This window comes from Streptomyces sp. NPDC046303, from assembly GCF_055588085.1.
The window spans coordinates 56,521-77,717 of the sequence record NZ_JBVJFA010000021.1; the positions used below are offsets into that span (position 1 = coordinate 56,521).

General features: G+C 74.1%; 19 protein-coding genes. 11 read left to right on the forward strand and 8 right to left on the reverse strand.

What is annotated here, in order from left to right; translation table 11 throughout:
* Positions 1-30: 30 nt before the first annotated feature.
* The gene (hmgA, locus tag ACZ6I1_RS22415; protein ID WP_469289769.1) at positions 31-1,353 is read left to right on the forward strand and encodes a homogentisate 1,2-dioxygenase; all 1,323 of its coding nucleotides are present in this window, start codon (positions 31-33) and stop codon (positions 1,351-1,353) included.
* A gap of 75 nt (positions 1,354-1,428) precedes the next feature.
* Positions 1,429-2,178, forward strand: a complete 750-nt coding sequence (locus ACZ6I1_RS22420; RefSeq protein WP_469289771.1) for a GntR family transcriptional regulator — start codon at positions 1,429-1,431, stop codon at positions 2,176-2,178.
* Between the two features lie 108 nt (positions 2,179-2,286).
* On the opposite strand, the gene ACZ6I1_RS22425 is transcribed toward ACZ6I1_RS22420, so the two are convergent.
* Entirely contained in the window at positions 2,287-2,451 is a 165-nt protein-coding gene (locus ACZ6I1_RS22425; RefSeq protein ID WP_469289773.1) for a hypothetical protein, read from the reverse strand.
* A 143-nt stretch (positions 2,452-2,594) separates the two neighbouring features.
* Between ACZ6I1_RS22425 and ACZ6I1_RS22430 the strand changes: the two genes are divergently transcribed.
* The gene (locus tag ACZ6I1_RS22430; protein ID WP_469289894.1) at positions 2,595-3,719 is read left to right on the forward strand and encodes a type ISP restriction/modification enzyme; all 1,125 of its coding nucleotides are present in this window, start codon (positions 2,595-2,597) and stop codon (positions 3,717-3,719) included.
* A gap of 106 nt (positions 3,720-3,825) precedes the next feature.
* Here ACZ6I1_RS22430 and ACZ6I1_RS22435 read toward each other — a convergent pair whose 3' ends face one another.
* Positions 3,826-4,551 (reverse strand): TetR/AcrR family transcriptional regulator, encoded by a 726-nt coding sequence (locus ACZ6I1_RS22435; protein WP_469289776.1) that lies wholly within the window; start codon positions 4,549-4,551, stop codon positions 3,826-3,828.
* Between the two features lie 73 nt (positions 4,552-4,624).
* Between ACZ6I1_RS22435 and ACZ6I1_RS22440 the strand changes: the two genes are divergently transcribed.
* The 3 genes from ACZ6I1_RS22440 to ACZ6I1_RS22450 are packed head-to-tail and all read left to right on the forward strand — an operon-like array spanning position 4,625 to position 7,712.
* Positions 4,625-5,650 carry an ATP-binding cassette domain-containing protein gene (locus ACZ6I1_RS22440; protein WP_469289778.1) on the forward strand — a complete coding sequence of 342 codons (1,026 nt, stop codon included), beginning with the start codon at positions 4,625-4,627 and terminating at the stop codon, positions 5,648-5,650.
* Positions 5,647-6,438, forward strand: a complete 792-nt coding sequence (locus ACZ6I1_RS22445) for an ABC transporter permease (protein WP_469289780.1) — start codon at positions 5,647-5,649, stop codon at positions 6,436-6,438. The genes ACZ6I1_RS22440 and ACZ6I1_RS22445 overlap by 4 nt, the downstream gene beginning before the upstream one ends.
* A gap of 56 nt (positions 6,439-6,494) precedes the next feature.
* Positions 6,495-7,712 (forward strand): CaiB/BaiF CoA transferase family protein, encoded by a 1,218-nt coding sequence (locus ACZ6I1_RS22450; protein ID WP_469289782.1) that lies wholly within the window; start codon positions 6,495-6,497, stop codon positions 7,710-7,712.
* Positions 7,713-7,769: 57 nt separating this feature from the next.
* Here the strand turns inward: ACZ6I1_RS22450 and ACZ6I1_RS22455 are convergent, their stop codons facing one another.
* The gene (locus tag ACZ6I1_RS22455; RefSeq protein WP_374773277.1) at positions 7,770-8,039 is read right to left on the reverse strand and encodes a hypothetical protein; all 270 of its coding nucleotides are present in this window, start codon (positions 8,037-8,039) and stop codon (positions 7,770-7,772) included.
* Positions 8,040-8,299: 260 nt separating this feature from the next.
* On the opposite strand from ACZ6I1_RS22455, the gene ACZ6I1_RS22460 reads away from it, so the two are divergent.
* Positions 8,300-10,009, forward strand: coding sequence for a serine/threonine-protein kinase (locus tag ACZ6I1_RS22460; RefSeq protein WP_469289784.1), 1,710 nt, complete (start codon positions 8,300-8,302; stop codon positions 10,007-10,009).
* A 4-nt stretch (positions 10,010-10,013) separates the two neighbouring features.
* On the opposite strand, the gene ACZ6I1_RS22465 is transcribed toward ACZ6I1_RS22460, so the two are convergent.
* Positions 10,014-10,820, reverse strand: a complete 807-nt coding sequence (locus tag ACZ6I1_RS22465; RefSeq protein ID WP_469289896.1) for an SGNH/GDSL hydrolase family protein — start codon at positions 10,818-10,820, stop codon at positions 10,014-10,016.
* A 206-nt stretch (positions 10,821-11,026) separates the two neighbouring features.
* On the opposite strand from ACZ6I1_RS22465, the gene ACZ6I1_RS22470 reads away from it, so the two are divergent.
* Entirely contained in the window at positions 11,027-12,124 is a 1,098-nt protein-coding gene (locus ACZ6I1_RS22470; protein WP_469289786.1) for a DUF5925 domain-containing protein, read from the forward strand.
* A 90-nt stretch (positions 12,125-12,214) separates the two neighbouring features.
* Here the strand turns inward: ACZ6I1_RS22470 and ACZ6I1_RS22475 are convergent, their stop codons facing one another.
* The gene (locus ACZ6I1_RS22475; protein ID WP_469289788.1) at positions 12,215-12,619 is read right to left on the reverse strand and encodes a GntR family transcriptional regulator; all 405 of its coding nucleotides are present in this window, start codon (positions 12,617-12,619) and stop codon (positions 12,215-12,217) included.
* Between the two features lie 52 nt (positions 12,620-12,671).
* Here ACZ6I1_RS22475 and ACZ6I1_RS22480 point away from each other — a divergent pair, with 52 nt between their 5' ends.
* The 3 genes from ACZ6I1_RS22480 to ACZ6I1_RS22490 all read left to right on the forward strand — a co-directional run bounded on the left by ACZ6I1_RS22480 (position 12,672) and on the right by ACZ6I1_RS22490 (position 15,372).
* Positions 12,672-13,634: a GNAT family N-acetyltransferase gene (locus tag ACZ6I1_RS22480; protein WP_469289790.1), complete on the forward strand. Its 963-nt coding sequence runs from the start codon at positions 12,672-12,674 to the stop codon at positions 13,632-13,634.
* Positions 13,619-14,101, forward strand: coding sequence for a ribonuclease FAU-1 family protein (locus tag ACZ6I1_RS22485; protein ID WP_469289792.1), 483 nt, complete (start codon positions 13,619-13,621; stop codon positions 14,099-14,101). The genes ACZ6I1_RS22480 and ACZ6I1_RS22485 overlap by 16 nt, the downstream gene beginning before the upstream one ends.
* 227 nt (positions 14,102-14,328) lie before the next feature.
* Entirely contained in the window at positions 14,329-15,372 is a 1,044-nt protein-coding gene (locus ACZ6I1_RS22490; protein ID WP_469289794.1) for a lytic polysaccharide monooxygenase, read from the forward strand.
* 54 nt (positions 15,373-15,426) lie between these two features.
* Here the strand turns inward: ACZ6I1_RS22490 and ACZ6I1_RS22495 are convergent, their stop codons facing one another.
* The 3 genes from ACZ6I1_RS22495 to ACZ6I1_RS22505 form a co-directional block, all read right to left on the reverse strand.
* Positions 15,427-16,287, reverse strand: coding sequence for an esterase/lipase family protein (locus ACZ6I1_RS22495; RefSeq protein WP_469289796.1), 861 nt, complete (start codon positions 16,285-16,287; stop codon positions 15,427-15,429).
* Between the two features lie 188 nt (positions 16,288-16,475).
* Positions 16,476-17,531 (reverse strand): DNA polymerase Y family protein, encoded by a 1,056-nt coding sequence (locus ACZ6I1_RS22500; protein ID WP_469289798.1) that lies wholly within the window; start codon positions 17,529-17,531, stop codon positions 16,476-16,478.
* Positions 17,528-21,154: a DNA polymerase III subunit alpha gene (locus ACZ6I1_RS22505; RefSeq protein WP_469289800.1), complete on the reverse strand. Its 3,627-nt coding sequence runs from the start codon at positions 21,152-21,154 to the stop codon at positions 17,528-17,530. Before ACZ6I1_RS22505 ends, ACZ6I1_RS22500 begins: the two co-directional genes overlap by 4 nt.
* Positions 21,155-21,197 lie beyond the last annotated feature (43 nt).

Here is a 21,197-nt window from a genome sequence, read left to right on the forward strand (position 1 = left end):
AGGATTCCTTCGACGGAGCGGGAGCAGCACATGAGCGAGCAGGCCAGGAAGACGGCGGAGGGGCTGGAGTACCTCACCGGCTTCGGCAACGAGCACAGCTCGGAGGCCGTCCCCGGCGCGCTGCCGCTCGGCCGGAACTCGCCCCAGCGCGCACCTCTGGGCCTCTACGCCGAGCAGCTCAGCGGTTCCGCCTTCACCGAGCCGCGCACCCACAACCGCCGCTCGTGGCTCTACCGGATCCGGCCGTCGGCGGCGCACCCGCCCTTCACCCGGATCGACAACGGGGCCCTGCGCACCGGGCCCTTCACGGAGGTCCCGGCGGACCCGAACCGGCTCCGCTGGAACCCGCTGCCCGACCCGGCCCCCGGCACCGACTTCCTGGCCGGCCTGTGGACCCTCGGCGGCAACGGCGACGCCACCCAGCGCACCGGCATGGCCATCCACCTCTACGCCGCCAACGCCTCCATGAACGACCGGGTGTTCAGCGACTCCGACGGCGAGCTGCTGATCGTCCCCGAGCGCGGCGGGCTGCTGCTGCGCACCGAGCTCGGCCTGATCGGCGCCGGCCCCGGCGAGGTCGCCCTGATCCCGCGGGGCGTGCGCTTCCGCGTCGAGCTCCTGGGGGACGACGCCCGCGGCTACGTCTGCGAGAACTACGGCCAGCCCTTCGAGCTGCCGAACCTGGGCCCGATCGGCGCCAACGGCCTCGCCGCGGCACGCGACTTCCGGGCCCCGGTGGCCGCGTACGAGACCCCCGACCTCCTCGACCGCCCGACCGAGGTGGTCAACAAGTTCTGCGGCAACCTCTGGTCCGCCACCTACGACCACTCGCCGCTCGACGTCGTCGCCTGGCACGGCACCCACGTCCCCTACGTCTACGACCTGCGCCGCTTCAACGTCCTGGGTTCGATCAGCTACGACCACCCCGACCCGTCCATCTTCACGGTGCTGACCTCGCCCTCCGACACCCCGGGGCTGGCGGGCGTGGACTTCGTGGTCTTCGCCCCGCGCTGGCTGGTCGGCGAGGACACCTTCCGCCCGCCGTACTTCCACCGCAACGTGATGAGCGAGTACATGGGCCTGATCGAGGGCGCCTACGACGCCAAGGCCGAAGGGTTCGTGCCGGGCGGGGGCTCGCTGCACAACATGATGTCCGCGCACGGCCCGGACCGGGAGACCTTCGACCGGGCCAGCGCCGCCGAGCTGAAGCCGCAGAAGATCGACGACGGCCTGGCCTTCATGTTCGAGACCCGCTGGCCGATCACCGCCACCGCCCAGGCGGCCGGCGCGGAGCACCTCCAGCGCGGGTACGACGACGTGTGGCAGGGCCTGCAGCGCCACTTCCGCGCCTGACCCGCACTGCATACCCTGCGTAGCGCGCCTGCGCCGCGCAGCATCGCCGTCCAGCCGTACGGAGAACCGCCACCCGTGACCGCCTTCGCCCCCGACTCACTGGTCCTGAACCGGAAACTGCCCCTCTGGTACCAGGTGTCACAGTCGTTGCGCGCCTCGATACTGGGGCGCACTCCGGACGCCTCGCTGCGCCTGCCGACGGAGGAGCAGCTGGCCGAGCACTACGGGGTGAGCGTGCTGACCATGAGGCAGGCGCTCAAGGAGCTGGAGGGCGAGGGCCTGATCAGCCGGCACCGGCGGCGCGGCACCTTCATCGAACCGGGCGCGCGGCGCGGCTCCCCGGTGCGGCTGCTGGGCTCGGTCGACGCGATCGTGGCCCAGCAGTCGGGCGACCGTACGACGATTCTCGGCCACGGGCGCACGGTGGTGTCCGGGGAGCTGCTGGAGCACTTCCCGGACACGCCCGAGGTGGTCACGTACCGCCGGCTCCGCCACGACCGCGAGAGCGGCGAGCCGACCAACTGGGTGGAGAACGCGGTCCTTCCGGAGCTCGCCGAGGCGGTCCGGCTCGCCGATCTCGAACGGTGGCCGATGACGAAGGTCCTGCGGGACGTCGTCGGGGTGCGCATCAGCCGGATCACCGACACGGTGGAGGCGCGGCTCGCCGACCCCGAGACGGCCGAGCTGCTCCAGGTGCCGCTGCTCAGCCCGATCCTGCACTACACGGGCGTGACCTACGACGAGGACGGCCGGGTGGTGGACGTGGCGCGCATCCGCTACCGCGGCGACCGGTTCTCCTTCACGGTGACGGTCGACGCGCACTGACGGGCGGCGCACACTGACGGGCGGCGCCACACCTTCCGTCACGCCGCCCGTCGCGCCGCCCGTCGCGCCGCCCGTCGCGCCCCCGTCACTCGCGCGTCGCGTGACGCGTCACTTCTTCTCGTCCTCTTCCTTGCCGCGCTCGCCCTCCGCCTGAGACGGCGTGGTCCGCATCGTCTGGGGGTGCCGCTGCCTGCGCTGGGCCTCGTCCAGGTCCTCGTCCAGCCGCTCGCCCTCGGCCTGCGACGGAGTCGAGTATTCGTCGTACTGACTCATGACCGTCTCCTGTCTCCTCGGTCGATACGGTACGTATACGTATATAAGGAGCGTATCGCTTCGGCCTGGACACAGCCCGGCCACCGGATGCCGTCGCTACCATCGGCGGCGTGAGCGACGACGTACCGCTGCTGGACGATCTGATGCCCTGGGCCGTGGGCGGCCTGCGCCTGGGCCGGGACTGGGTGGCCGCGCCCGATCCCGCCGCCCTCCGCGCCCGCTGGGCGGCCCTGACCGGCACCGAAGGAGCCGAGCGGGACCGGCTGTTCCGCCCGAGCCGCAGCCGTACGCCCGCCGCGGGCGCTGCCGCGCTGCCCGGCCAGCGCTCGGCGGCGACCGCGCGTTTCACCGACGAGCCCGGCCCGTGCCCCGACCCCGTACGGGTGCTGCGCGAGCCCTTCGACGAACAGTGGCTGCTGCCCGACCAGCGGCTCATCGACACGGCCCGCCCGGAGCTCTGGCGGGTCCTGGACGAGCACCAGCTGTTCCTCGTGGAGACCCCGGAGCCGCTGGTCACCGCGCACCTCCCGGCCGGCCGCCTCGGCCGGATCCGCCCGCTGCACCGGCGCCCCGGCGGCGCCGAGCCGAACTTCGCCCCCGGTCTGCTGCCGCTGCTCGGCGAGCGGTACGGCGGCTGGGTGGGGCCCGAGGACGTGCTGTGCTGGATCCTCGCGGCGGGCCGCCCCGGGCCGCGGGGGTACGAGGTCCCGCTCGCGGCCGATCCCGCGCGCTGGCGGGCCGGGCTGGAGCTGGGGCACCGGCTGCTCACGGTCCAGCTGCGCGGGGCCCGCGGGGGCGAGCCGCCGCGGCTGCCGGGCGGGCGCCGCCCGTACGTCCGCTCGGCGGTCACGGCATGGCCGCGCGAGCTCGCGTACGACGCCGGGAGCGAGACGCTGAGCCTCGGCGGCGGGACCGTGTCCCCCGTACCGCCCGGCGCGTGGGCGTACGAGGCGCAGGGCGTGCGCGTACTGGAGGCGTGGTTCGCCGCCCGCGGCGCGCACCGCGACCCGGCGGCCGACGGACTGGAGGCCCTGGGTCCGGCCGAGTGGCCGCAGGCCTGGACCTCGGAGCTGCTGGCCCTGGTCACCACCTTGGCGCTGCTGGCCGATCTGGCTCCGGAGCGGGCCGCCTTCGAACCCGGCCCCGCCCTGTCCGCGGGCGAGCTGCGCGCGGCCGGGGTGCTGCCGCCGCCGCGCTCGGCCAGGCGCCCGGCCTCGGTCCTGGACCACCGGGAAGAGGGCCCGGGCGGGCAGTTCGCGCTGCTCTGAGGCGCCGTCGCGCCGCCCTGGGGGCGCCGTCGCGCCGCCCTGGGGGGCGCCGTCGAGCAACCACCAGCCACCACCAGCCCCACAGACAGACGCGGCCGCGCCCGGCCTACGGCCCCCAGGCCCCCAGCAGCCGCGCCAGCGAGCGGTCGAACACGGCGGCCATGTCCAGCCCCGCACCGGGGACCGGGCCGCCGCCGGTGAGGGCGGCCGCCAGCCGCGGGTACTGCCCGGTGGCCAGGCGCGAGCCGAGCCAGGCGGTCCGTACGCCCTGCTCCTCCGCCTCGCTCCAGGGCAGCGACCGGGCCCGCTCGGCCAGCGCCAGTTCGCCCGCCACGTACGTGGCGACGGCGCCGTTGACCGCCGCGACCAGCTCCAGCTTCTCGGCGTCCGGCGCGTCGAGCGGCGCCAGGCAGTCCAGGCTGTACTCGAGGTAGCGCAGGGCGTTCGGGCTGAAGCCGTAGACGGGGCTCAGCAGGCGCGGCAGCCACGGGTGGCGGTGCATCAGCGCCCGCGTCTGGCGGGCCAGCGCGAGCACGTCGGCCCGCCAGTCGCCGGTCGGCGGGGGGAACGCGTACTCCGCGCTGACCGCGTCGACCATCAGCTCGTACAGGTCCTCCTTGCGCGGCACGTAGTTGTAGAGGGACATGGTCCCCGCGCCGACCCCGGCCGCCACGCGCCGCATGGAGACGGCGTCGATCCCCTCCGCGTCGGCGATCCGCACCGCCTCGGCGGCGATCGACTCGCGACTGTGCGCGGGCCTGGGTCCGCGCCCGGCCCGCTGGGGCCGGGTCCAGATCACTTCGGGTTCAGCGGGTCGCCCGCCGGCTGTCATCGCTCAGATCACCTCGTCGTCTCGCCACCATCTTAGTTACGTACGCCGTACGTAGTGAGGTACGGTGTCGCACATGACAACTACGTACGCTGTACTGAGTGAGGGTCTGGAGAAGAACTACGGACAGGTCCACGCCCTGCGCGGCCTCGACCTCGCCGTGCCCGAGGGCACGGTCTGCGGCCTCCTGGGCCCCAACGGAGCGGGCAAGACCACCGCCGTCCGGATACTCACCACCCTCACCGCACCCACCGGCGGCCGCGCCCTGGTGGCGGGCCACGACGTCGCCCGCGACCCCGGGGCCGTCCGCCGCGCCATCGGGGTCACCGGCCAGCACGCCTCCGTGGACGGGGACCTGACGGGCCGCGAGAACCTGCGGCTCTTCGCCCGCCTCGCCGGACTGCGCGGCTCCGCGGGCCGGGACCGCGCCGACGGGCTGCTGGAGCGCTTCGGGCTCGGCGAGGCGGCGGACCGGGTGGCCGGCACCTGGTCGGGTGGCATGAAACGGCGGCTGGACCTGGCCGCCGGACTGGTCACCCGCCCCCGCGTGCTCTTCCTGGACGAGCCCACGACCGGTCTCGATCCGGCGGCCCGCGAGCAGATCTGGGCCGCGGTACGGGAACTGGCCGACGAGGGCACCACGGTGCTGCTCACCACCCAGTACCTCGAGGAGGCCGACCGGCTCGCCGACGACATCGCGGTCGTCGACCGCGGCCGCGCCGTCGCGCACGGCACCCCCGCCGGCCTCAAGGCCCGGATCGGCGCCTACGCCGAGGTCACCGTGCCCGCGCGCGAGGCCCTCTCCGGCGCCGCCGCCGTACTGGACCAGCTCACGGGCGGCCGGCCGGTGCTCGACGAGGAACGGCTGACGGTCGGCGTCACCGTGCTCGACCCGGGGCTCACCCTGCCGCGGATCATCCGCGAGCTCGATACCTGCGGCATCGCGGTCACCGACGCCGCCCTGCGCCCGCCCACGCTCGACGAGGTGTTCCTGCGCCTCACCCGGATCCCCGCGACCCAGGAGGCGGCCCAGGAAGCGGCCCAGAACACGGCCCAGGACAGGGCCGCCCGGAACACGGCCCGGAAGGAGAACGCCGCATGAGCACCTGGCTGTCCGACGGCGGAGCCGTCCTCACCCGCCAGCTCCAGAAGGCCCGGCACGCCCCGGCGCTGCTGATCCTCACCCAGACCATGCCGGTCACCATGCTGCTGTTCTTCGGCTACGTCTTCGGCAGCGCCCTCGCGATGCCGGGCGCCGAGTACCGCGAGTTCCTGGTCCCCGGGCTGCTCGCCGCGACTGCCGCGAACGGCCTGATGAGCGGCTTGTTCACGGCGGCGCAGGACGCCCACCGCGGGGTGATGGACCGGTTCCGGGCGCTGCCGATGAGCCGGACCGCGGTACCGCTCGGGCAGACCGCCGCCGATCTGCTCACCACCGCGGTCTCCATGGTGCCCCTGATGCTGGTGGGGCTGGCGATGGGCTGGCGGATCGAGAACGGCCTGCCGGGCGCGCTGGGGGCCTTCGGCCTGCTGCTGCTGTTCCGCTTCGCCACCGCGTGGGTCGGGACGTACCTCGGCCTGCTGAGCAAGAACGAGGAGGCGGCGGGCCAGCTCGGCGGCGCCACCTTCGTCCTGCCGATGCTGTCCAGCGCGTACCTGCCGACCGCCGGGCTCCCCGGGTGGCTGCGCACGGTCGCCGAGTGGAACCCGATCAGCGCCGTCGCGACCGCCGTGCGCGAGCTGTGCGGAAACGCCGGGGGCGAGGCCGCGGCGGGTGCCGCCTGGCCCGTCGCCCATCCGGTCGCCGGGGCCGTCGTCTGGTCGCTCGTCCTCCTCGCGCTCTTCGTACCGCCGGCCACCCGCCGGTTCGCGCGCGGCCTCACCCCGTAGGCGCTGTGGCACAGGGGGGTGACAGGACGGGGCCCGACGGGATAGGCATCCATGCCATGGACACCGAAAGCGCCGCGCCCGAGCCCCAGCCCCTCCCCCTCGCCGGTATCACCGTCGTCGCCGTCGAACAGGCCGTCTCGGCCCCCTTCGCCACCCGCCAGCTCGCCGACCTGGGCGCCCGGGTGATCAAGGTCGAGCGCCCCGACGGCGGCGACTTCGCGCGCGCCTACGACACCACCGCGCACGGCCTCGCCTCGCACTTCGTGTGGGCCAACCGCGGCAAGGAGTCGCTCGCGCTCGACCTGAAGGACCCGCGCGGCCGGGAGATCCTGCACGGGCTGCTGGCCGGCGCCGACGTCTTCGTGCAGAACCTCGCGCAGGGCGCGGCGGCCCGGCTCGGGCTCGACTCGGCCGCGCTGTGCGCGCGTTATCCGCGGCTGGTCGCCGTGGACGTCTCCGGCTACGGCGCCGAAGGCCCGTACGCCCACAAGCGCGCCTACGACATGCTCGTGCAGTGCGAGGCGGGGCTGGTCTCGGTGACCGGCACCCCGGAGCAGCCCGTCAAGGCGGGGATCCCAGCGGCCGACATCGCAGCGGCCATGTACGCGTTCTCGGGGGTGCTCGCGGCCCTGCTGCGCCGCGGTGTCACCGGACGCGGGGGCCGGGTGGAGGTGTCCATGCTGGACGCGCTCGCCGAGTGGATGGGGCATCCGCTGCACCACACCATGCACGGCGGCGAGCAGCCCGTACGGACGGGTCTCGCGCACGCGGTGATCGCACCGTACGACGCCTACCCGACGGCCGACGGCGACCGGGTGCTGCTGTCGGTACAGAACGACCGGGAGTGGCAGCGCCTCGCGCAACAGGTGCTCGGGCAGCCTGAGTTGGCGCAGGATCCGGCGTTCGCGACGAATGCGGCGCGCACCGGCAACCGGGAGAAGACCGACGCGGTGGTGGCGCAGGCGCTGGGCCGGCTCGACGCGGACGAGGCGATCGGGCGGCTGGAGGCGGCCGGTATCGCCTGCGCGCGGCTGAACTCGGTGGCCCAGCTGGCCGGACACCCGCAGCTGGCGGCCCGGGACCGCTGGCGGGAGGTGGGATCACCGGCCGGTCCGCTGCGGGCCCTGCTCCCGCCGATCGGACTGCCGGGCGGCGCGGCACCGCACATGGGTGCGGTGCCCGCGCTGGGTGAACACACCGAGACCCTGCTGCGCGCCCTGGGGATGACGGGCGCGCAGATCTCGGAACTGCGCCGGGAGGGTGTGGTGGCGTAGGGCCGGGGAGCCGGAGCCGGGAGCCGAGCCGGAGAAAAGGCTGCGGTACGGGGACTGTTACGAGCGGCGGCTGCCGAAGAGCGTGCGACGCAGACGGCGCAGCGGCGCGAAGAGCGAGACGCGCGCGCTCCGGCTCCGCAGACGGTGCGTGTGGTCGCGGGACGTGAGCTCGCGCATCAGCAGGGTCGCCTCGGCGGTCTCCCGGTGCGGGACGGCAGGTCCGCCCAGCACGGCGAGATGGCGGTCGAGGCGCGAGCTGGTCGCGTTGCTGCCGCAGGTGATGGCAGGCACGCGAGGCGGCCTGCTGCGCATTGCTATCTGTTCCATGATCTCTCCCCACCCGTACGAGGGCACCCGGCCCGGGCAGGTTAACCCTATCGTCCCCGCGTCGCGCTCGGGTATCCCGGTGGTGTGAATTACCCCTATCTCTACGGGGAGTTGACGATTACTCAGCGGAGTCGACGGTTACTCTCCGCACAGGCGCGGCGGTTTCGGAGGTCCGGTGCGCGACCCACGTCACGACAGGGGCCAGTTCGCGCACCCTGCGCTAACGTGAAGTGATCGCCTGGTGACGCATGGGAGCTCATGTGAGTGGGAATGTGGCCGGTGTGGACGGGGATACGAGCGGGGAACCGGGCAGCGGCCGTGTCATCGCCGGCCGGTACCGCCTGCTGGATCCCCTCGGCCGCGGCGGGATGGGCATCGTGTGGCGGGCCCGGGACGAGGTCCTGGCCCGCGAGGTCGCCGTCAAGGAGGTGCGGGCGCCCGCCGGACTGGAGCCCGCCGAACTCCAGCGGATGTACCGGCGGCTGGAACGGGAGGCGTGGGCGGCGGCCCGGGTCTCGCACCGCGGGGTGGTCACGGTCTACGACGTGGCCTCCGAGGACGGCCGGCCCTGGATCGTGATGGAGCTGGTGCGCGGACTCACGCTGGCCGACGTACTGGAGGCGGAGGGGCCGATGAGTCCGCAGCGCGCCGCGCACCTCGGGGAACAGGTGCTGGCCGCGCTGCGTTCCGCGCACGAGGCGGGCGTGCTGCACCGTGACGTGAAACCCGGGAACGTGCTGGTCGCCAACGACGGCCGGGTGGTCCTGAGCGATTTCGGGATCGCGAGCCTGGAGGGCTCCTCGGCCATCACCATGACGGGCGAGGTGGTCGGATCGCCCGAATTCCTGGCACCCGAGCGGGCGTTGGGGCGCGATCCGGGGCCCGAGTCGGACCTGTGGTCGCTCGGGATCATGTTGTACGCGGCCGTCGAGGGGGGCACGCCGTTCCGGCGGGCGACCCCGCTGGACACGCTGCGGGCCGTGGTCGACGCGGAGTTGCCGCCGCCGCACCGGGCCGGGCCGCTGGAGCCCGTACTGGAGGGGCTGCTGCGGAAGGACCCGGCCGAGCGGCTGCCCGCGGCGGAGGCGGCCCGGATGCTGCGGGTGGTGGGCGCGGGCGGGGCCGTACGCGCGTCCGGCGGGCCGGTGTCGGGGCCGGACTCTCCGACGGCCGTCGCACAGCACCCCCGGCAGCACGACCACCGGCAGCCGCGGCCGGCCCCGTACGGGGATCCCACGCCGCCGATGCCCACACCCACACCCACACCCGCGTCCTCGCCCGCGTCCCCGTCCGGGCAGCCGCCGCGCGACGGCCGGGCCGGGGCCGTGCTCACCGCCGGGATCGTGGTGCTGCTGCTGGCGGTGGCCGCCCTGGGATGGCTGCTGCTGAAGGACCGGCAGGACACGGACGGCAGCAGCGGCGGAGTCGCCCCGACCGGCACGGCGAGCACCGCCCGTACCGTCACCACCGCGGCTTCCGCGCTCCCGTCCGCCTCCGCCCCCGCGTCCGCGTCGGCTTCCGCCGCTCCCGGGCAGCACGTCTCGGTGTACGTGGACACCGTGCGCGCCTCGTACCGCGGCAGCTGCCCGCCGCCCGCGGACCGCGCGCCCTCCTTCACCGCCACCGTGGAGGTGGAGAGCACCCCGGCCCGGCTGGAGTACCGCTGGGCCACGCGGAGCGGGACGACCTCCGGCCCGGACTGGCAGTCCCTCGCGTACGAGGAGGGCGGGCCGAGGAGCCGGCGGCTGGAGCACACGGAGCTCACGCACGTTCCGGGTGCGGGCTACGAGGACGCGGTCCGGCTGGAGGTGCGGGGACCGGCCGAGGTGGCCACGCAGTGGGTCGCCGTCTCCGTGACGTGCGAGGAGGAGACCCCGACGAGCGGGGCCTCCTCCCCTGGCGCCAGTACGTCACCGAGCCCGCCGGCCGAGGACGACGGGCCGACGGCGGAACCGTCCGTCAGTCCCTAGCCGGTCAGGCGGCGTTGGTGAAGACCGGCAGGTAGCCGCTGGACTGCCCGGCGGCGGTGGGGTGGTACGACTCGCCTATGTTGAGCCAGTTGACGCTGTGCAGCCACGCGCTGCCGGAGCAGATCTCGTGGCCCGTGAAGGCTCCGACGACCGAGGCGTAGGCGAACCCGTGGTCGGCGGCGCGTTTGGCGATGGCGGCGTTGAGGTGGTCGGCCGCGCCGTTGATGGCGGCGCGCTCGCCTTCGGTCAGGCCGGTGGTGCAGGTGCCGTTCAGCTTGTAGAAGCGGGGATAGCCGAGGACCACGACCCGGGCGTTCGGGGAGCGGCTGTCGATCGCGTTGTAGACCTGGTCGAGCTGGCCGGGGAGCGTGGTGTCCACGTACGCCTTGGCCTGGTTGACGCGGCTGATGCAGGTGGACTCGGACTGGAGCACACAGGTCGTCATGACGTCGGAGAATCCGGCGTCGTTGCCGCCGATGGTGATGCTGACCAGGTCGGTGCCGGAGTTCAGCGGGGTGAGCTGGTTGGCGAGCACATCACCCGTACGGGCGCCTGCGCACGCGGCGAAGGAGAAGGTCTGCGGAGCATGGGCGGCGGCCCACAGGGCCGGGTAGGCGCGGGTGGTGCGCTTGCAGGCGCCGCTCCCGCTGTCGTAGTTGCCGGCACCGACGCCGGAGGAGTACGAGTCGCCGAGGGCGACGTATCCGAAGTCGGCCTGGGCGGCGGCGGCCGCCTGGCCGGCGCCGAACAGGGCGGCGCCCGCGGCCAATAACAGGGTGGAGGCGAGCGCGGCGAAGCGCGGCATTCTCATGCTCATGTGTGCGGCTCCTTGTGGGGGTTACTCCTGAGTCCGTGGTACAAGGAGCCGAGGTTGGCTGGAAGTGTTCATGCCAAGAATTTTCGGGGCAGGTTTGCTGTCCGGACCTTCACCCCCGGGGTGTTTGAAGAGGGAAACCGTCCACCCGAACCGGCGAAACACGGGTGCACGGGGACACCGGGTGCCGGATCATGGGCGCCATGCCAGCCAACCCGCATGACGCGCTGCCGATCCGGCTCAACGTCGACGACAGCGATTCGCCGTCGGACGTCGTCGATGCGCTGTTCCTCGGCCGGTTCGCGTCCGGCGAACAGCCCTTCTCGCACAGCGTGTCGATCGACCGGGTCAAGCCGGACATCACCCTGCTGCCGCCCGGGGCCACGGTGTTGCGCTCGGCGCGCGACAGCGACCGCAGCGCCACCCTCGCCGAGGGCGAGGGCTGGACCATGCTCGTGTCCCGCTGGAGCCGGGGCGCGGACGTCACGGTGACGGCGGTCAGCGACGAACTCGCCGCCGGCGTGCTCGGCCGGGCCACGGAAGGGGCCCAGGACGATCCCGAACCGCAGCCGGAGAACGTCACGATGGGGTTCTGGTACGTCTCCCCGCGCCGCGGCCCGTACCGGACGACCCGCCAGATCGCGGCCGGGACCTGGGCGGAGGTCCGGCCCAACTACACGGCGCCGGTGGCCGGGGCGATGGACCGGCTGATGAAGGTGACCCCGGACGACATCGCGGGCCGGCTGCTCCTGCTGCACGGGCCGCCCGGGACGGGCAAGACCTCGGCGCTGCGCACGCTGGCCCGTTCCTGGCGGGACTGGTGCCAGGTGGACTGCGTGCTGGATCCGGAGCGGCTGTTCAACGACGTGGGCTACCTGATGGACATCGCGATCGGCGAGGAGGAGGGCACGGCGAAGGGACGCTGGCGGCTGCTGCTGCTGGAGGACTGCGACGAGCTGATCCGCGGCGAGGCCCGCCACACGGCGGGCCAGGCGCTGTCCCGCCTCCTCAACCTGACGGACGGTCTGCTGGGGCAGGGCCGCAACGTCCTGGTCGGCGTCACCACGAACGAGGACCTGGAGCGGCTCCACCCGGCGGTGGTCCGGCCCGGGCGCTGCCTGGCCCGCATCGAGGTGGGCCGGCTGACGCACCGCGAGGCGGTGGACTGGCTGGGAACGGACGAGGGCGTCTCCCGCGAGGGCGCCAGCCTGGCCGAACTCTTCGCCCTGCGCCGCGGGACGGGGCCGGCGGCGGTGCTCCCTCCGCAGCCGCACGGTTCCGAGGCGGGCCTCTACCTGTAGGCGGGCTTCGTCTCGCCTGCGGCCGAGCCTCCTGGGGCTCCGCCCCAGACCCCGCGCGGAGCGCCCGTACGGGCGGCGGCTCCGCAGGGGCTAGTCGGCGGCGTAGCGGGCCCGCAGGGCTTCGGTCGCGGCCGATACGGCCTCGGCCTCGGTCAGGCCGAGCCGGTGCGCCCGCTCCGCGAAAGCCTGCGCGGCCGCCGCGGCCTCGCGGGACTCACCCTCCGCCGCGGCGACGAACGTCCCATGGCGGCCCCGCGTCTCGATCACCCCGTCCGCCTCGAGCGCCCGGTACGCCTTCGCCACGGTGTTGGCCGCGAGCCCCAGTTCCTCCGCCAGTCCCCGCACCGTCGGCAGTTTGAAGCCCGCCGGCAGCCTGCCCGACCGGGCCCGGTCGGCGATCTGCGCGCGCAGCTGTTCGTACGGCGCGGCCGAGCCCGCCGCCGTGTTGATGGTGATCTTCAGGTTCGTCGAGGTCACGGCGCGATTGTCCCCCATCGCCGGTTAATTGGGAGGCGCCGGACGCGCGTCCGCCCGTAGCGTCGGCCACATGACTGTTCTGATCCGCGACCTCCGCCCGAGCGGGCCCGGCCGAGCGGACGACGCGGAGGCCGTCGTACGGGTCCGCCGCTCGGCCCTGCCCTTCCTGATCACCACGCCGCAGGGTGTCGCCTTCGAGGTCGACTCCGCCCACCCCGACGCGCACTTCCGCCTCCTCCTCGCGCACACCGACGAGGGACTCGTCATCGGCACCGCCCAGGTCGGCATCGCCCACGACAGCCCCGAGCCCGGCCAGTCGTACGTCAACGCGTACGTCGACCCCGCGCACCGCGGCCTCGGCGCCGGCAGCCTGCTGCTCCGTACGGCCGAGGAGCACCTCGCCGCCCACGGCGCGGTGGACACGTACGCCTGGGTCCTCGACGACCCCGCCCACCGCGCCTTCGCCGAGCGGCGCGGCTACCGCCCCAGCCGGTCCGCGCACTTCCTGCGCCTGGACCTGGCGACGGGCACGCTGCCCGCGCTCCCCCAGGAGCTCCCGGCGGGGGTCGAGCTGCGCCCCGCCACCGCCTTCGCCGCCGACCCGCGCCCGCTCTTCGAGGCCGACGCGGAGACGACCTCCGACGAACCCGGCGACGTGGCGGCCGAGTTCGACGACTACGAGGACTGGCTCGCGCACACCTGGAACAGTCCGGACCTCGACAAGGAGCTGACCGTCGTCGTGCTCGTGGACGGCGCGGTGGCGGCCTTCACCGCCGCCAGGACCGACGGGGCCACCCGCTACGCCACGGCGATGACCGGCACCCGGCGCGCCTTCCGCGGCCGGGGCCTGGCCAAGCTCGCCAAGACGGCGTCCCTCCACCAGGCCCGCGCGGCCGGGTACACCGAGGCGTTCACCGGCAACGACGCGGCCAACGGACCGATGCTCGCCATCAACAAGTGGTTCGGGTACGAGATCTGCGCGAGCGAGACGCGCTACACGAAGAAGCCGGGGAGCGCATGGCCGAGCAACTGACCGTCGTCCTGACCAAGGCCGGCCGGACGAAGATCCGCTACCCGGCGGTGCGGGTGGCCGACGACGGCGACCGGATCTCGGTGCGGGCCCCCTGGGCGGCCGAGGGCGTGCGGGACTTCGGCTTCGTCCGCTTCGAGCCGGGCGACGTGTTCGTCGAGCACTTCTGGCGGACCCGCTGGTACGCGGTCAAGGAGGTGTGGACCGCAGACGGCGTCCTGAAGGGCTGGTACTGCGACGTCACGCGCCCGGCGCTGCTGCGGGGCGGGGAGATCCTCGTGGAGGACCTGGACCTCGACCTGTGGGTCTCCGCGGACGGCTCCTGCGTACTGCGCCTGGACGAGGACGAGTTCGCCGCGAGCGGGCTCACCACCGGCGACCCGGAGGCCGCCGCCCAGGCCGTACGCGCCCTCGACGCCCTCGACGACCAGGCCAGGACCCCGGCGGGACTCCCCGCACTCCTCGCCTAGCGGGCTCCGGAAGGCGGTTTCTGTAGGCCCCGCTTAGCGCTTCCTTAAGCGGATCCTAAGGATCACCGTGTGGGGGCCGATCGCGGGGAAACGCGGGGATCCGCGGGCTAGCTTGGCAGGGCCAGGACAGGAAGGGCCGGATGTGGCGCCGCCGGGGGGCGGCGCCGCAGGGCCCGCTCCCGATTCCGCTGGCGCGCCCCTGCCTTGTGCCCGAAGGAGATCCACCCATGCCCGCACGCCGCCGTACCGTCACGCTGACCCGCATCGCCGCCGCCGGCCTCGCCCCGCTCGCGGTGGCCGCGTACGCCGCCGCTCCCGCGGCCGCGCACGGCTCGATGACGGACCCGGTCAGCCGGGTCGCGGCGTGCTACGCGGAGGGCCCGGAGTCCCCCCGGTCCGCGGCGTGCAAGGCGGCGGTCGCGGCGAGCGGGGCCCAGGCGTTCTACGACTGGAACGCGGTGAACATCGCCAACGCGGCCGGCAACCACCGGGCGCTGATCCCGAACGGGCAGCTCTGCTCGGCCGGCAACGACAAGTACCAGGGCCTGGACCTGGCGCGCGCCGACTGGCCCGCCAGCCCCATGACGGCGGGCGCGCACACCTTCCGCTACAAGGGGACCGCCCCGCACAAGGGCTCCTTCGAGCTGTACGTGACGAAGGACGGGTACGACCCGGCGAAGCCGCTGGCGTGGTCGGACCTGGAGCCCGCGCCGTTCGCGAAGGCCACCGACCCGGGGATGCAGAACGGCGACTACGTGTTCTCCGGGACCGTCCCCGCCAAGTCCGGCCGCCACCTGATCTACAGCATCTGGCAGCGCTCGGACAGCCCGGAGGCCTTCTACACCTGCTCGGACGTGGTCTTCGGGAAGGACAACGGCGGTCCGGGCACGAAGCCGGGCACGAAGCCGAGCAGCAAGCCCAGCGGCAAGCCGAGCGCCCAGCCGAGTGCCGGATCCGGTGACGCCGGGCCGGCCGAGGCGGTCACCGACGCTCCCTCGGCCCCGAGCGACCAGCAGATCGCCGACGGAGCGGACAAGTCCACCGTGGAGCACAACGGCCACGGCGACAACGACCCGAAGACGAACGGGACCGCGGGCGCGGCCCCGGTGCCCTCGGCCACGGCCCCGCGGAAGGACAACCTCGCGGAGACGGGCGGCAGCAGCGCCACCCCCCTGATCGCGATCGGCGGCGCCGGCGTCCTGGCCGTCGGCGCGGCCGTGCTGTTCGGGCTGGCCCGCCGCCGTACGGCCGGAGGCTCCTCCCGGCGGTAACCGGGAGGAAGCCGCCACGGCAGCGGGTTCACACCACTGCGGACCGCGTGCGCGTCAGTCGAAGACCGATGCGCACGTGGTCCGTTCGGCGTGTGCCGGGTCGAGGGCGTTCAGCGCCTCGTGCCAGGCGATCCGGTCGGTGAGCCCGATCGTGACGTGCTCCGAGAAGTCCAGGGCGCACAGGTCCTGGAGTACGACGTTCTTGACGTTCGGCCCGTCCAGGAACGCGCTCCGGTACGGAGTGACCACCTGGTCGTACCGGGTGGCGATCACCGTGTACTTCACCCCGGGCACGGTGTCCCCGCCCTCGTTCAGCTTCTGCTGGAAGGGGGATCCGGCGATCTGGTCGGCGAGGCCCGGGGTCGCGGTGCTGATCAGGTCCTCGGCCCCGGGGAAGTACGGGAGGAGCTTGGTCAGTCCGAGCAGGGTGGTGCCGTGGTTGTCGGGGGCGAGGCCGACCAGCGCGTTGACCTTCTCCGCGCCGCCGAGGAACTTCAGGTAGTAGCGGGGCATCATGCCGCCCTGCGAGTGCCCGATGATGTCGGTCTTGGCGGAGCCGGTGGCCGCGAGCACCTTGTCGACGAAGACGTCGAGCTGTTCGGCGGACTTGTCGATGGGACCAAGCCCGTTGAAGAGGGGCACGCCGGGCAGTTGCCCGTAGTCGAGCGAGTAGACGCAGTAACCGCGGTGCACGAGGTACGGCGCGAGGCCGAGCCAGTTGTCCCACGAGTTGCCGAAGGTGCCGTGTACGAGGACGACGGGGCGCGGGTGCGCGGCGGACGGTTTGCAGGACCAGTCGTTCCAGCCACTGCTGGGTGCGGTCGCGGCCTGCGCGGCGCCGGTGGGGGCGACCAGTGCGGCGGCGGTGAGGGCGAGGACGGCCAGCGGGCGGAGCAGGCGTCTCCAGGGCAGCATCGTGTGATCTCCATGGGGTACCGCCCAGCGTCGTGCTGGGGAAGGTCGAGTCGGGGATGGAGCGTGGGGGTTCGTCCCGTGATCCGGATCACAAGGGGCGCTGCTGCCGCCAAATTACGGGTGAGTAGCAACACAGGGAAGTTACGCGTCGGTAAAAACTCGCGTGTTGGGCGGTTTTCGATGCTCCCTCAGGCCGCGAGCGAGCCGCGCGCGATGGCGTGCGGCCCGAACCGGGCCCGGACGCGATCCGTGACGGCCTCCAGCCGTCGGGCCTTCTCGTCCTCGGGGTCGAGGCTGAGCTGCCGCGCGGCCCGTTCGGCCGGGGTCAGCCCCTCGGCCCGCAGGGACAGCGCGCGGACCCGGGCCCGTTGCAGACCGAGGCTCTCGTAGAGGGCGTAGGCCGTGGCGGTCAGGGTGGCGGAGTGCGCGGTGGCTTCGGCCAGGGTGCGGGTCCGCGTGAGCGTGGTGCGGTCGGCGCAGCGGACGGTGAGCGAGAGGGTGCGGCAGACCTGGCCCCGGCCCTCTTGTGTACGAAGCGTACGGAGCTTCGTGCCGAGCTCGTCGGCCAGCGAGAGCAGGGCCCGCCGGTGCCGTACGGGATCCAGCTCGTCCCGGTCGAAGGTCCGCTCGGCGGCGACGGCGCGGGCGGCCGCGCCGGGCCGGACGGGGGTCCGGTCGATGCCGAGGGCGCGCTCCTGCACCTCGCGGCCGAGCCGGGCGCCGAGGATCCGCCGCAGGGCGGCGGGCGGGGCGGCGGCGACCCGGCCGACGGAGTCGAGGCCGTAGGAGCACAGGGTGCGGGCGGCCTTGGGGCCGACGCCGTCGAGGGCGGTGACGGGCTTGCCGGCCAGGAACGCCCGGACGGCGGCGGGCTCGTCGGGGACCACCAGGGTGCCCCCGGGCCGGGCCTCGCGGACCGCCGCCCGGGCCAGCATGGGGTTGCCGGCCACGCCGACCGTGCAGTCCACGCCGTACAGGGCGAGGGCACGGACCCGGATCACGGCGGCCAGCCGGCCGGCGTCGCAGCCGAAGTACCGCAGTGCGGCCCGCACCTCGGCGAGTGCCCCGTCGGGCGGCAGGGCCTGCACGGCCGGTGTGATCCCGCCGAGCAGCGCGAGCACCCCGGCGTACTCCGGAGCCCCGAGCGGCCCCTCGTCCGCGGGGTGCAGGCGCAGGCACATCACGCTGCGGTCCGCCGCCCGCGGGGATCCCGCCGGGGCGCCCGCAATCCGGTCGGAGGTCATCCCGCGCTCCCCGGGCTGGAGTGCCACAGCTTGCGGCCCGTCGCGGGGCCGGTGCCGGGGGGCTGGAGGTCGGCCCAGGGGTTCATCTCGTACCCCGTGGAGAAGTGGATCCGGCGGCCTGCGCCCCGCTCGCCCGCCGCACCCTCGTCCGCGCCGTCGCCGTTGCCACTGCCGTCACCGTTGCCGTTGCCGTTGCCCGTGCGGTCGGCGCCACCGTCACCGTCACCGTCACCGGCACCGCCGCCCGAGGCGGCCAGCCGGGCCGCGACCGCCTCCAGACCGCCGGCCGTGCGCAGTTCCACCAGTTCCGCCAGGTTCCACGCCGCCGCCCCGACCACGCTCAGGCTCTGCGGGCCCCGCCGCTGCACGACTCCCCGTACCAGCAGCAGGAAGGAGTGGAAGACGGTGTGCGCGCACCGCTCGTGGCTGTCGTCGAAGAAGGCCAGGTCGACCAGGCCCGTCCCGTCGTCCAGCGTCGTGAAGATGACCCGCTTCCCGGACCGGATCGGCGGGGTCTGGGTGGCCGCCTTGGCCCCCGCGACCAGGACCGTCTGGCCGTGCCCGGCATCGCGCAGCCGCCGCGCCGGGATCACCCCCAGCTCGGCCAGGAAGGCGTGGTGGTCCGCCATCAGGTGCCGCGAGGCGTCCATGCCGAGGACGCCCAGCTCGGCGCTGAGCCGCTCCGCTTCGGTCAGGTCGGGCAGCCCGACGGAGGCCGTGGACCGGCCGCCCTCCAGCGGGAGTTGGGGCCCGCGCACCCCGGCGGCCCGCTGCGCTCCGTGCAGTTCCGTCAAGTGCAGCAGCAGGTCGCGCCGGTTGGCGCCGAACGCGTCCAGCGCTCCGACCTGTGCCAGCCGTTCGGCCACGGGCCGGCCCGGGTGCGCCCGGTCCCAGAAGTCGCGCAGGGAGGCGTACGGCTGCCCGGCCTCGATGCGGCCCGCCTCGGCCTCGCTGATGCCGTGGACGTCGGACAGCCCGAGCCGCAGCCCCCACACACCGGCCGCACCCGCATCGGACACCAGTTCGATGCGATGGGCGGCCGCCGACCGGTTCACGTCCAGCGGCAGCACGGGTACGCCCCGCCGCCGCGCGTCCGCCAGCAGCAGCCGCTTCGGGTACATCCCCGGGTCGTGGGTCAGCAGCCCCGCGTAGAAGGCCGCCGGGTGGTGCGCCTTCAGCCATGCCGACTGGTAGGTGGGCACCGCGAAGGCCACCGCGTGCGCCTTGCAGAAGCCGTACGAGCCGAAGGCCTCCACGATCTCCCAGGTGCGGGCGATCACCTCCACCGGGTAGCCGCGCTCGCCCGCCTTCGCCGCGAACCAGACCTTGATCCGCCCCTCCGACTCGGGGTCGGACAGCCCGCGCCGCACCCGGTCCGCCTCGTCCCGCCCGCAGCCGGTCATGACGTGCACGATCTCGATGACCTGCTCGTGGAAGACCACCACCCCGTACGTCTCGCGCAGCGCGTCGGCCAGGTCCGGGTGCGGGAAGCGCACCGGCGCCCGCCCGTGCCGGGCCTCGATGAACGGCCGGACCATGTCGGCGGCCACCGGGCCGGGCCGGAACAGCGAGATGTCGACCACCAGGTCGTGGAAGGTCGACGGCTGGAGCCGCCCCACCAGGTCGCGCTGGCCCGGCGATTCGATCTGGAAGCAGCCCAGCGTCTCGGCCGAGCGGATCAGTTCGTAGGTGGCCCGGTCCCCCGGCGGCACCTGCGCCGGGTCGTCGAGGTCGAGCTCCTGCCCCGTGCCGCGCCGGATCTCGGCGACCGCGTGGGCCATCGCGGACTGCATCCGCACACCGAGCACGTCGAGCTTGAGCAGCCCGAGCTCCTCCACGTCGTCCTTGTCGAACTGGGACATCGGGAACCCCTCGCCGCTGGTGGGCACCACCGGCGTGCGGGCGAGCAGGGAGGCGTCGGAGAGCAGCACCCCGCACGGGTGCATGGCGATCCCGCGCGGCAGCGCGTCGAGCGATTCGACGAGCTCCCACAGCCGCCCGTGCGACTCCCCGCGTACGTCGCGCAGTTCGGGGAGCTCCTGCAGCGCGGCACGGGCGTCGCGGGCCCGGATGTGCGGAAAGGCCTTGGCGAGCCGGTCGATGACGGCCGGGTCCATGGACAGGGCGGCGCCGACGTCGCGGATGGCGTGCCGGACCCGGTAGGTCTCGGGCATGGAGACGGTGGCGACGCGCTCGGTGCCGAACCGGTCGATGATCCGCCGGTAGACCTCCAGCCGGCGGGCGGACTCCACGTCGATGTCGATGTCGGGCAGGACGCGCCGGCGCTTGGACAGGAAGCGCTCCATCAGCAGGCCGTGCGCGACGGGGTCGGCGTGCGCGATGCCGAGCAGGTGGTTGACGAGGGAGCCGGCGCCGGATCCGCGTGCGGTCACCCGGATGCCCATCTCCCGTACGTCGTCCACGACTTGGGCGACGGTCAGGAAGTAGGAGGCGTAGCCGTGGTAGGCGATGATGTCGAGCTCGTGGTGCATGCGCTCCCAGTAGGCGCGGTCGTCCGCGTAGCCGCGCAGCACCATGCCCGCCGAGGCGCGGGAGGCGAGGACCCGCTGGGCGCTGCGGTGGGCCGCGCCGACGAGACGGGCCTCGGGGAAGTGCACGGACCCCATGCCGAGGTCGTCCTCGGGGTCCACCGCGCAGGCGTCGGCGGTGTGCCGGGTCTCCGCGAGGAGGCGCCGCGCGTCGGCGGGGCGCAGGCCGGCGGCCCGGGCGATCCGGTCGGCGGCCTCGGCCATGGCGGCCGGGTCCTTGAGCCAGCGTTCGCCGCTGTCGAGGGGGCCGCTGGAGTCGATGGGGACCAGGCGGCGGGCCGCGTCGAGGATGTCGGCGACCGGGCCCTCGCCGGGGTCCGCGTAGCGGACGGCATTGGTCAGTACGGCACGGACGCCCTGCTCGGCGGCGAAGCCGACGGTACGGGCGGCCAGCCGGAGCGAGCCGGGTCCGGTGCCGGTGCGGCCGTGATGGACGGCCTCCAGGCGCAGGGAGTCGCCGAAGACCTCCCGCCAGGGGGCGAGCAGCCGGGCGGCCCGGTCGGGGCGGCCCGCGGTGAGCGCCCGCCCCACTTCGGAGCCGGGGCCGAGCAGGACGAAGACGCCTTCTCCGCGCAGGGCGCTCCAGGGCAGCAGCGGGACCTCGGGGGCGCCCGCGTGGGCAGCGGTGACCATCCGGCACAGTTCGGCCCATCCGGCGGCCCCGTCCCGGGCCAGGAAGACCGCGCGGGGAGCGGACTCGTCGATGAAGGCGCCGCCCTTGACGGGGTTGCGCCGCCGGTACGAGGCCTCGCCGGAGCCCGCCCGGCCCGCGGAGCCGGAGCCGGAGCCGCGGACGCCCGTGCGCATGCCGCCCGCGGCGGGGCCGGCCGAGCCCCCCGGCCCGGCCGGCCCCGCCGGAGGCGACACGGCGAGGTCCACCCCGAACAGGGGCCGGATCCCGGCCTTCGCGGAGGCCTTCGCGAACCGCACCGCGCCCGCGAGGGTGTCGCGGTCGGTCAGGGCGAGGGCGTCCATGCCCCGGTCGGCGGCACGTTCCGCCAGCTGTTCCGGGTGCGAGCCTCCGTAGCGCATGGAGAACCCCGAAACGGTGTGCAGATGCGTAAAACCAGGCACCCGCGGCCTCCTGCTTCCCTCGTAGAACACCTCCCCCGCTCTC

Bases quoted from the DNA above. Each gene is read 5' to 3' on its own strand.
- ACZ6I1_RS22500 (WP_469289798.1), bottom strand. From the start codon at position 17,531: ATGACCTCCGACCGGATTGCGGGCGCCCCGGCGGGATCCCCGCGGGCG.
- ACZ6I1_RS22445 (WP_469289780.1), top strand. From the start codon at position 5,647: ATGAGCACCTGGCTGTCCGACGGCGGAGCCGTCCTCACCCGCCAGCTC.
- ACZ6I1_RS22435 (WP_469289776.1), bottom strand. From the start codon at position 4,551: ATGACAGCCGGCGGGCGACCCGCTGAACCCGAAGTGATCTGGACCCGG.
- ACZ6I1_RS22490 (WP_469289794.1), top strand. From the start codon at position 14,329: ATGCCCGCACGCCGCCGTACCGTCACGCTGACCCGCATCGCCGCCGCC.
- ACZ6I1_RS22495 (WP_469289796.1), bottom strand. From the start codon at position 16,287: ATGCTGCCCTGGAGACGCCTGCTCCGCCCGCTGGCCGTCCTCGCCCTC.
- hmgA (WP_469289769.1), top strand. From the start codon at position 31: ATGAGCGAGCAGGCCAGGAAGACGGCGGAGGGGCTGGAGTACCTCACC.
- ACZ6I1_RS22425 (WP_469289773.1), bottom strand. From the start codon at position 2,451: ATGAGTCAGTACGACGAATACTCGACTCCGTCGCAGGCCGAGGGCGAG.
- ACZ6I1_RS22440 (WP_469289778.1), top strand. From the start codon at position 4,625: ATGACAACTACGTACGCTGTACTGAGTGAGGGTCTGGAGAAGAACTAC.
- ACZ6I1_RS22430 (WP_469289894.1), top strand. From the start codon at position 2,595: ATGCCCTGGGCCGTGGGCGGCCTGCGCCTGGGCCGGGACTGGGTGGCC.
- ACZ6I1_RS22475 (WP_469289788.1), bottom strand. From the start codon at position 12,619: ATGGGGGACAATCGCGCCGTGACCTCGACGAACCTGAAGATCACCATC.
- ACZ6I1_RS22450 (WP_469289782.1), top strand. From the start codon at position 6,495: ATGGACACCGAAAGCGCCGCGCCCGAGCCCCAGCCCCTCCCCCTCGCC.
- ACZ6I1_RS22465 (WP_469289896.1), bottom strand. From the start codon at position 10,820: ATGAGAATGCCGCGCTTCGCCGCGCTCGCCTCCACCCTGTTATTGGCC.
- ACZ6I1_RS22480 (WP_469289790.1), top strand. From the start codon at position 12,672: ATGACTGTTCTGATCCGCGACCTCCGCCCGAGCGGGCCCGGCCGAGCG.
- ACZ6I1_RS22470 (WP_469289786.1), top strand. From the start codon at position 11,027: ATGCCAGCCAACCCGCATGACGCGCTGCCGATCCGGCTCAACGTCGAC.
- ACZ6I1_RS22485 (WP_469289792.1), top strand. From the start codon at position 13,619: ATGGCCGAGCAACTGACCGTCGTCCTGACCAAGGCCGGCCGGACGAAG.
- ACZ6I1_RS22455 (WP_374773277.1), bottom strand. From the start codon at position 8,039: ATGGAACAGATAGCAATGCGCAGCAGGCCGCCTCGCGTGCCTGCCATC.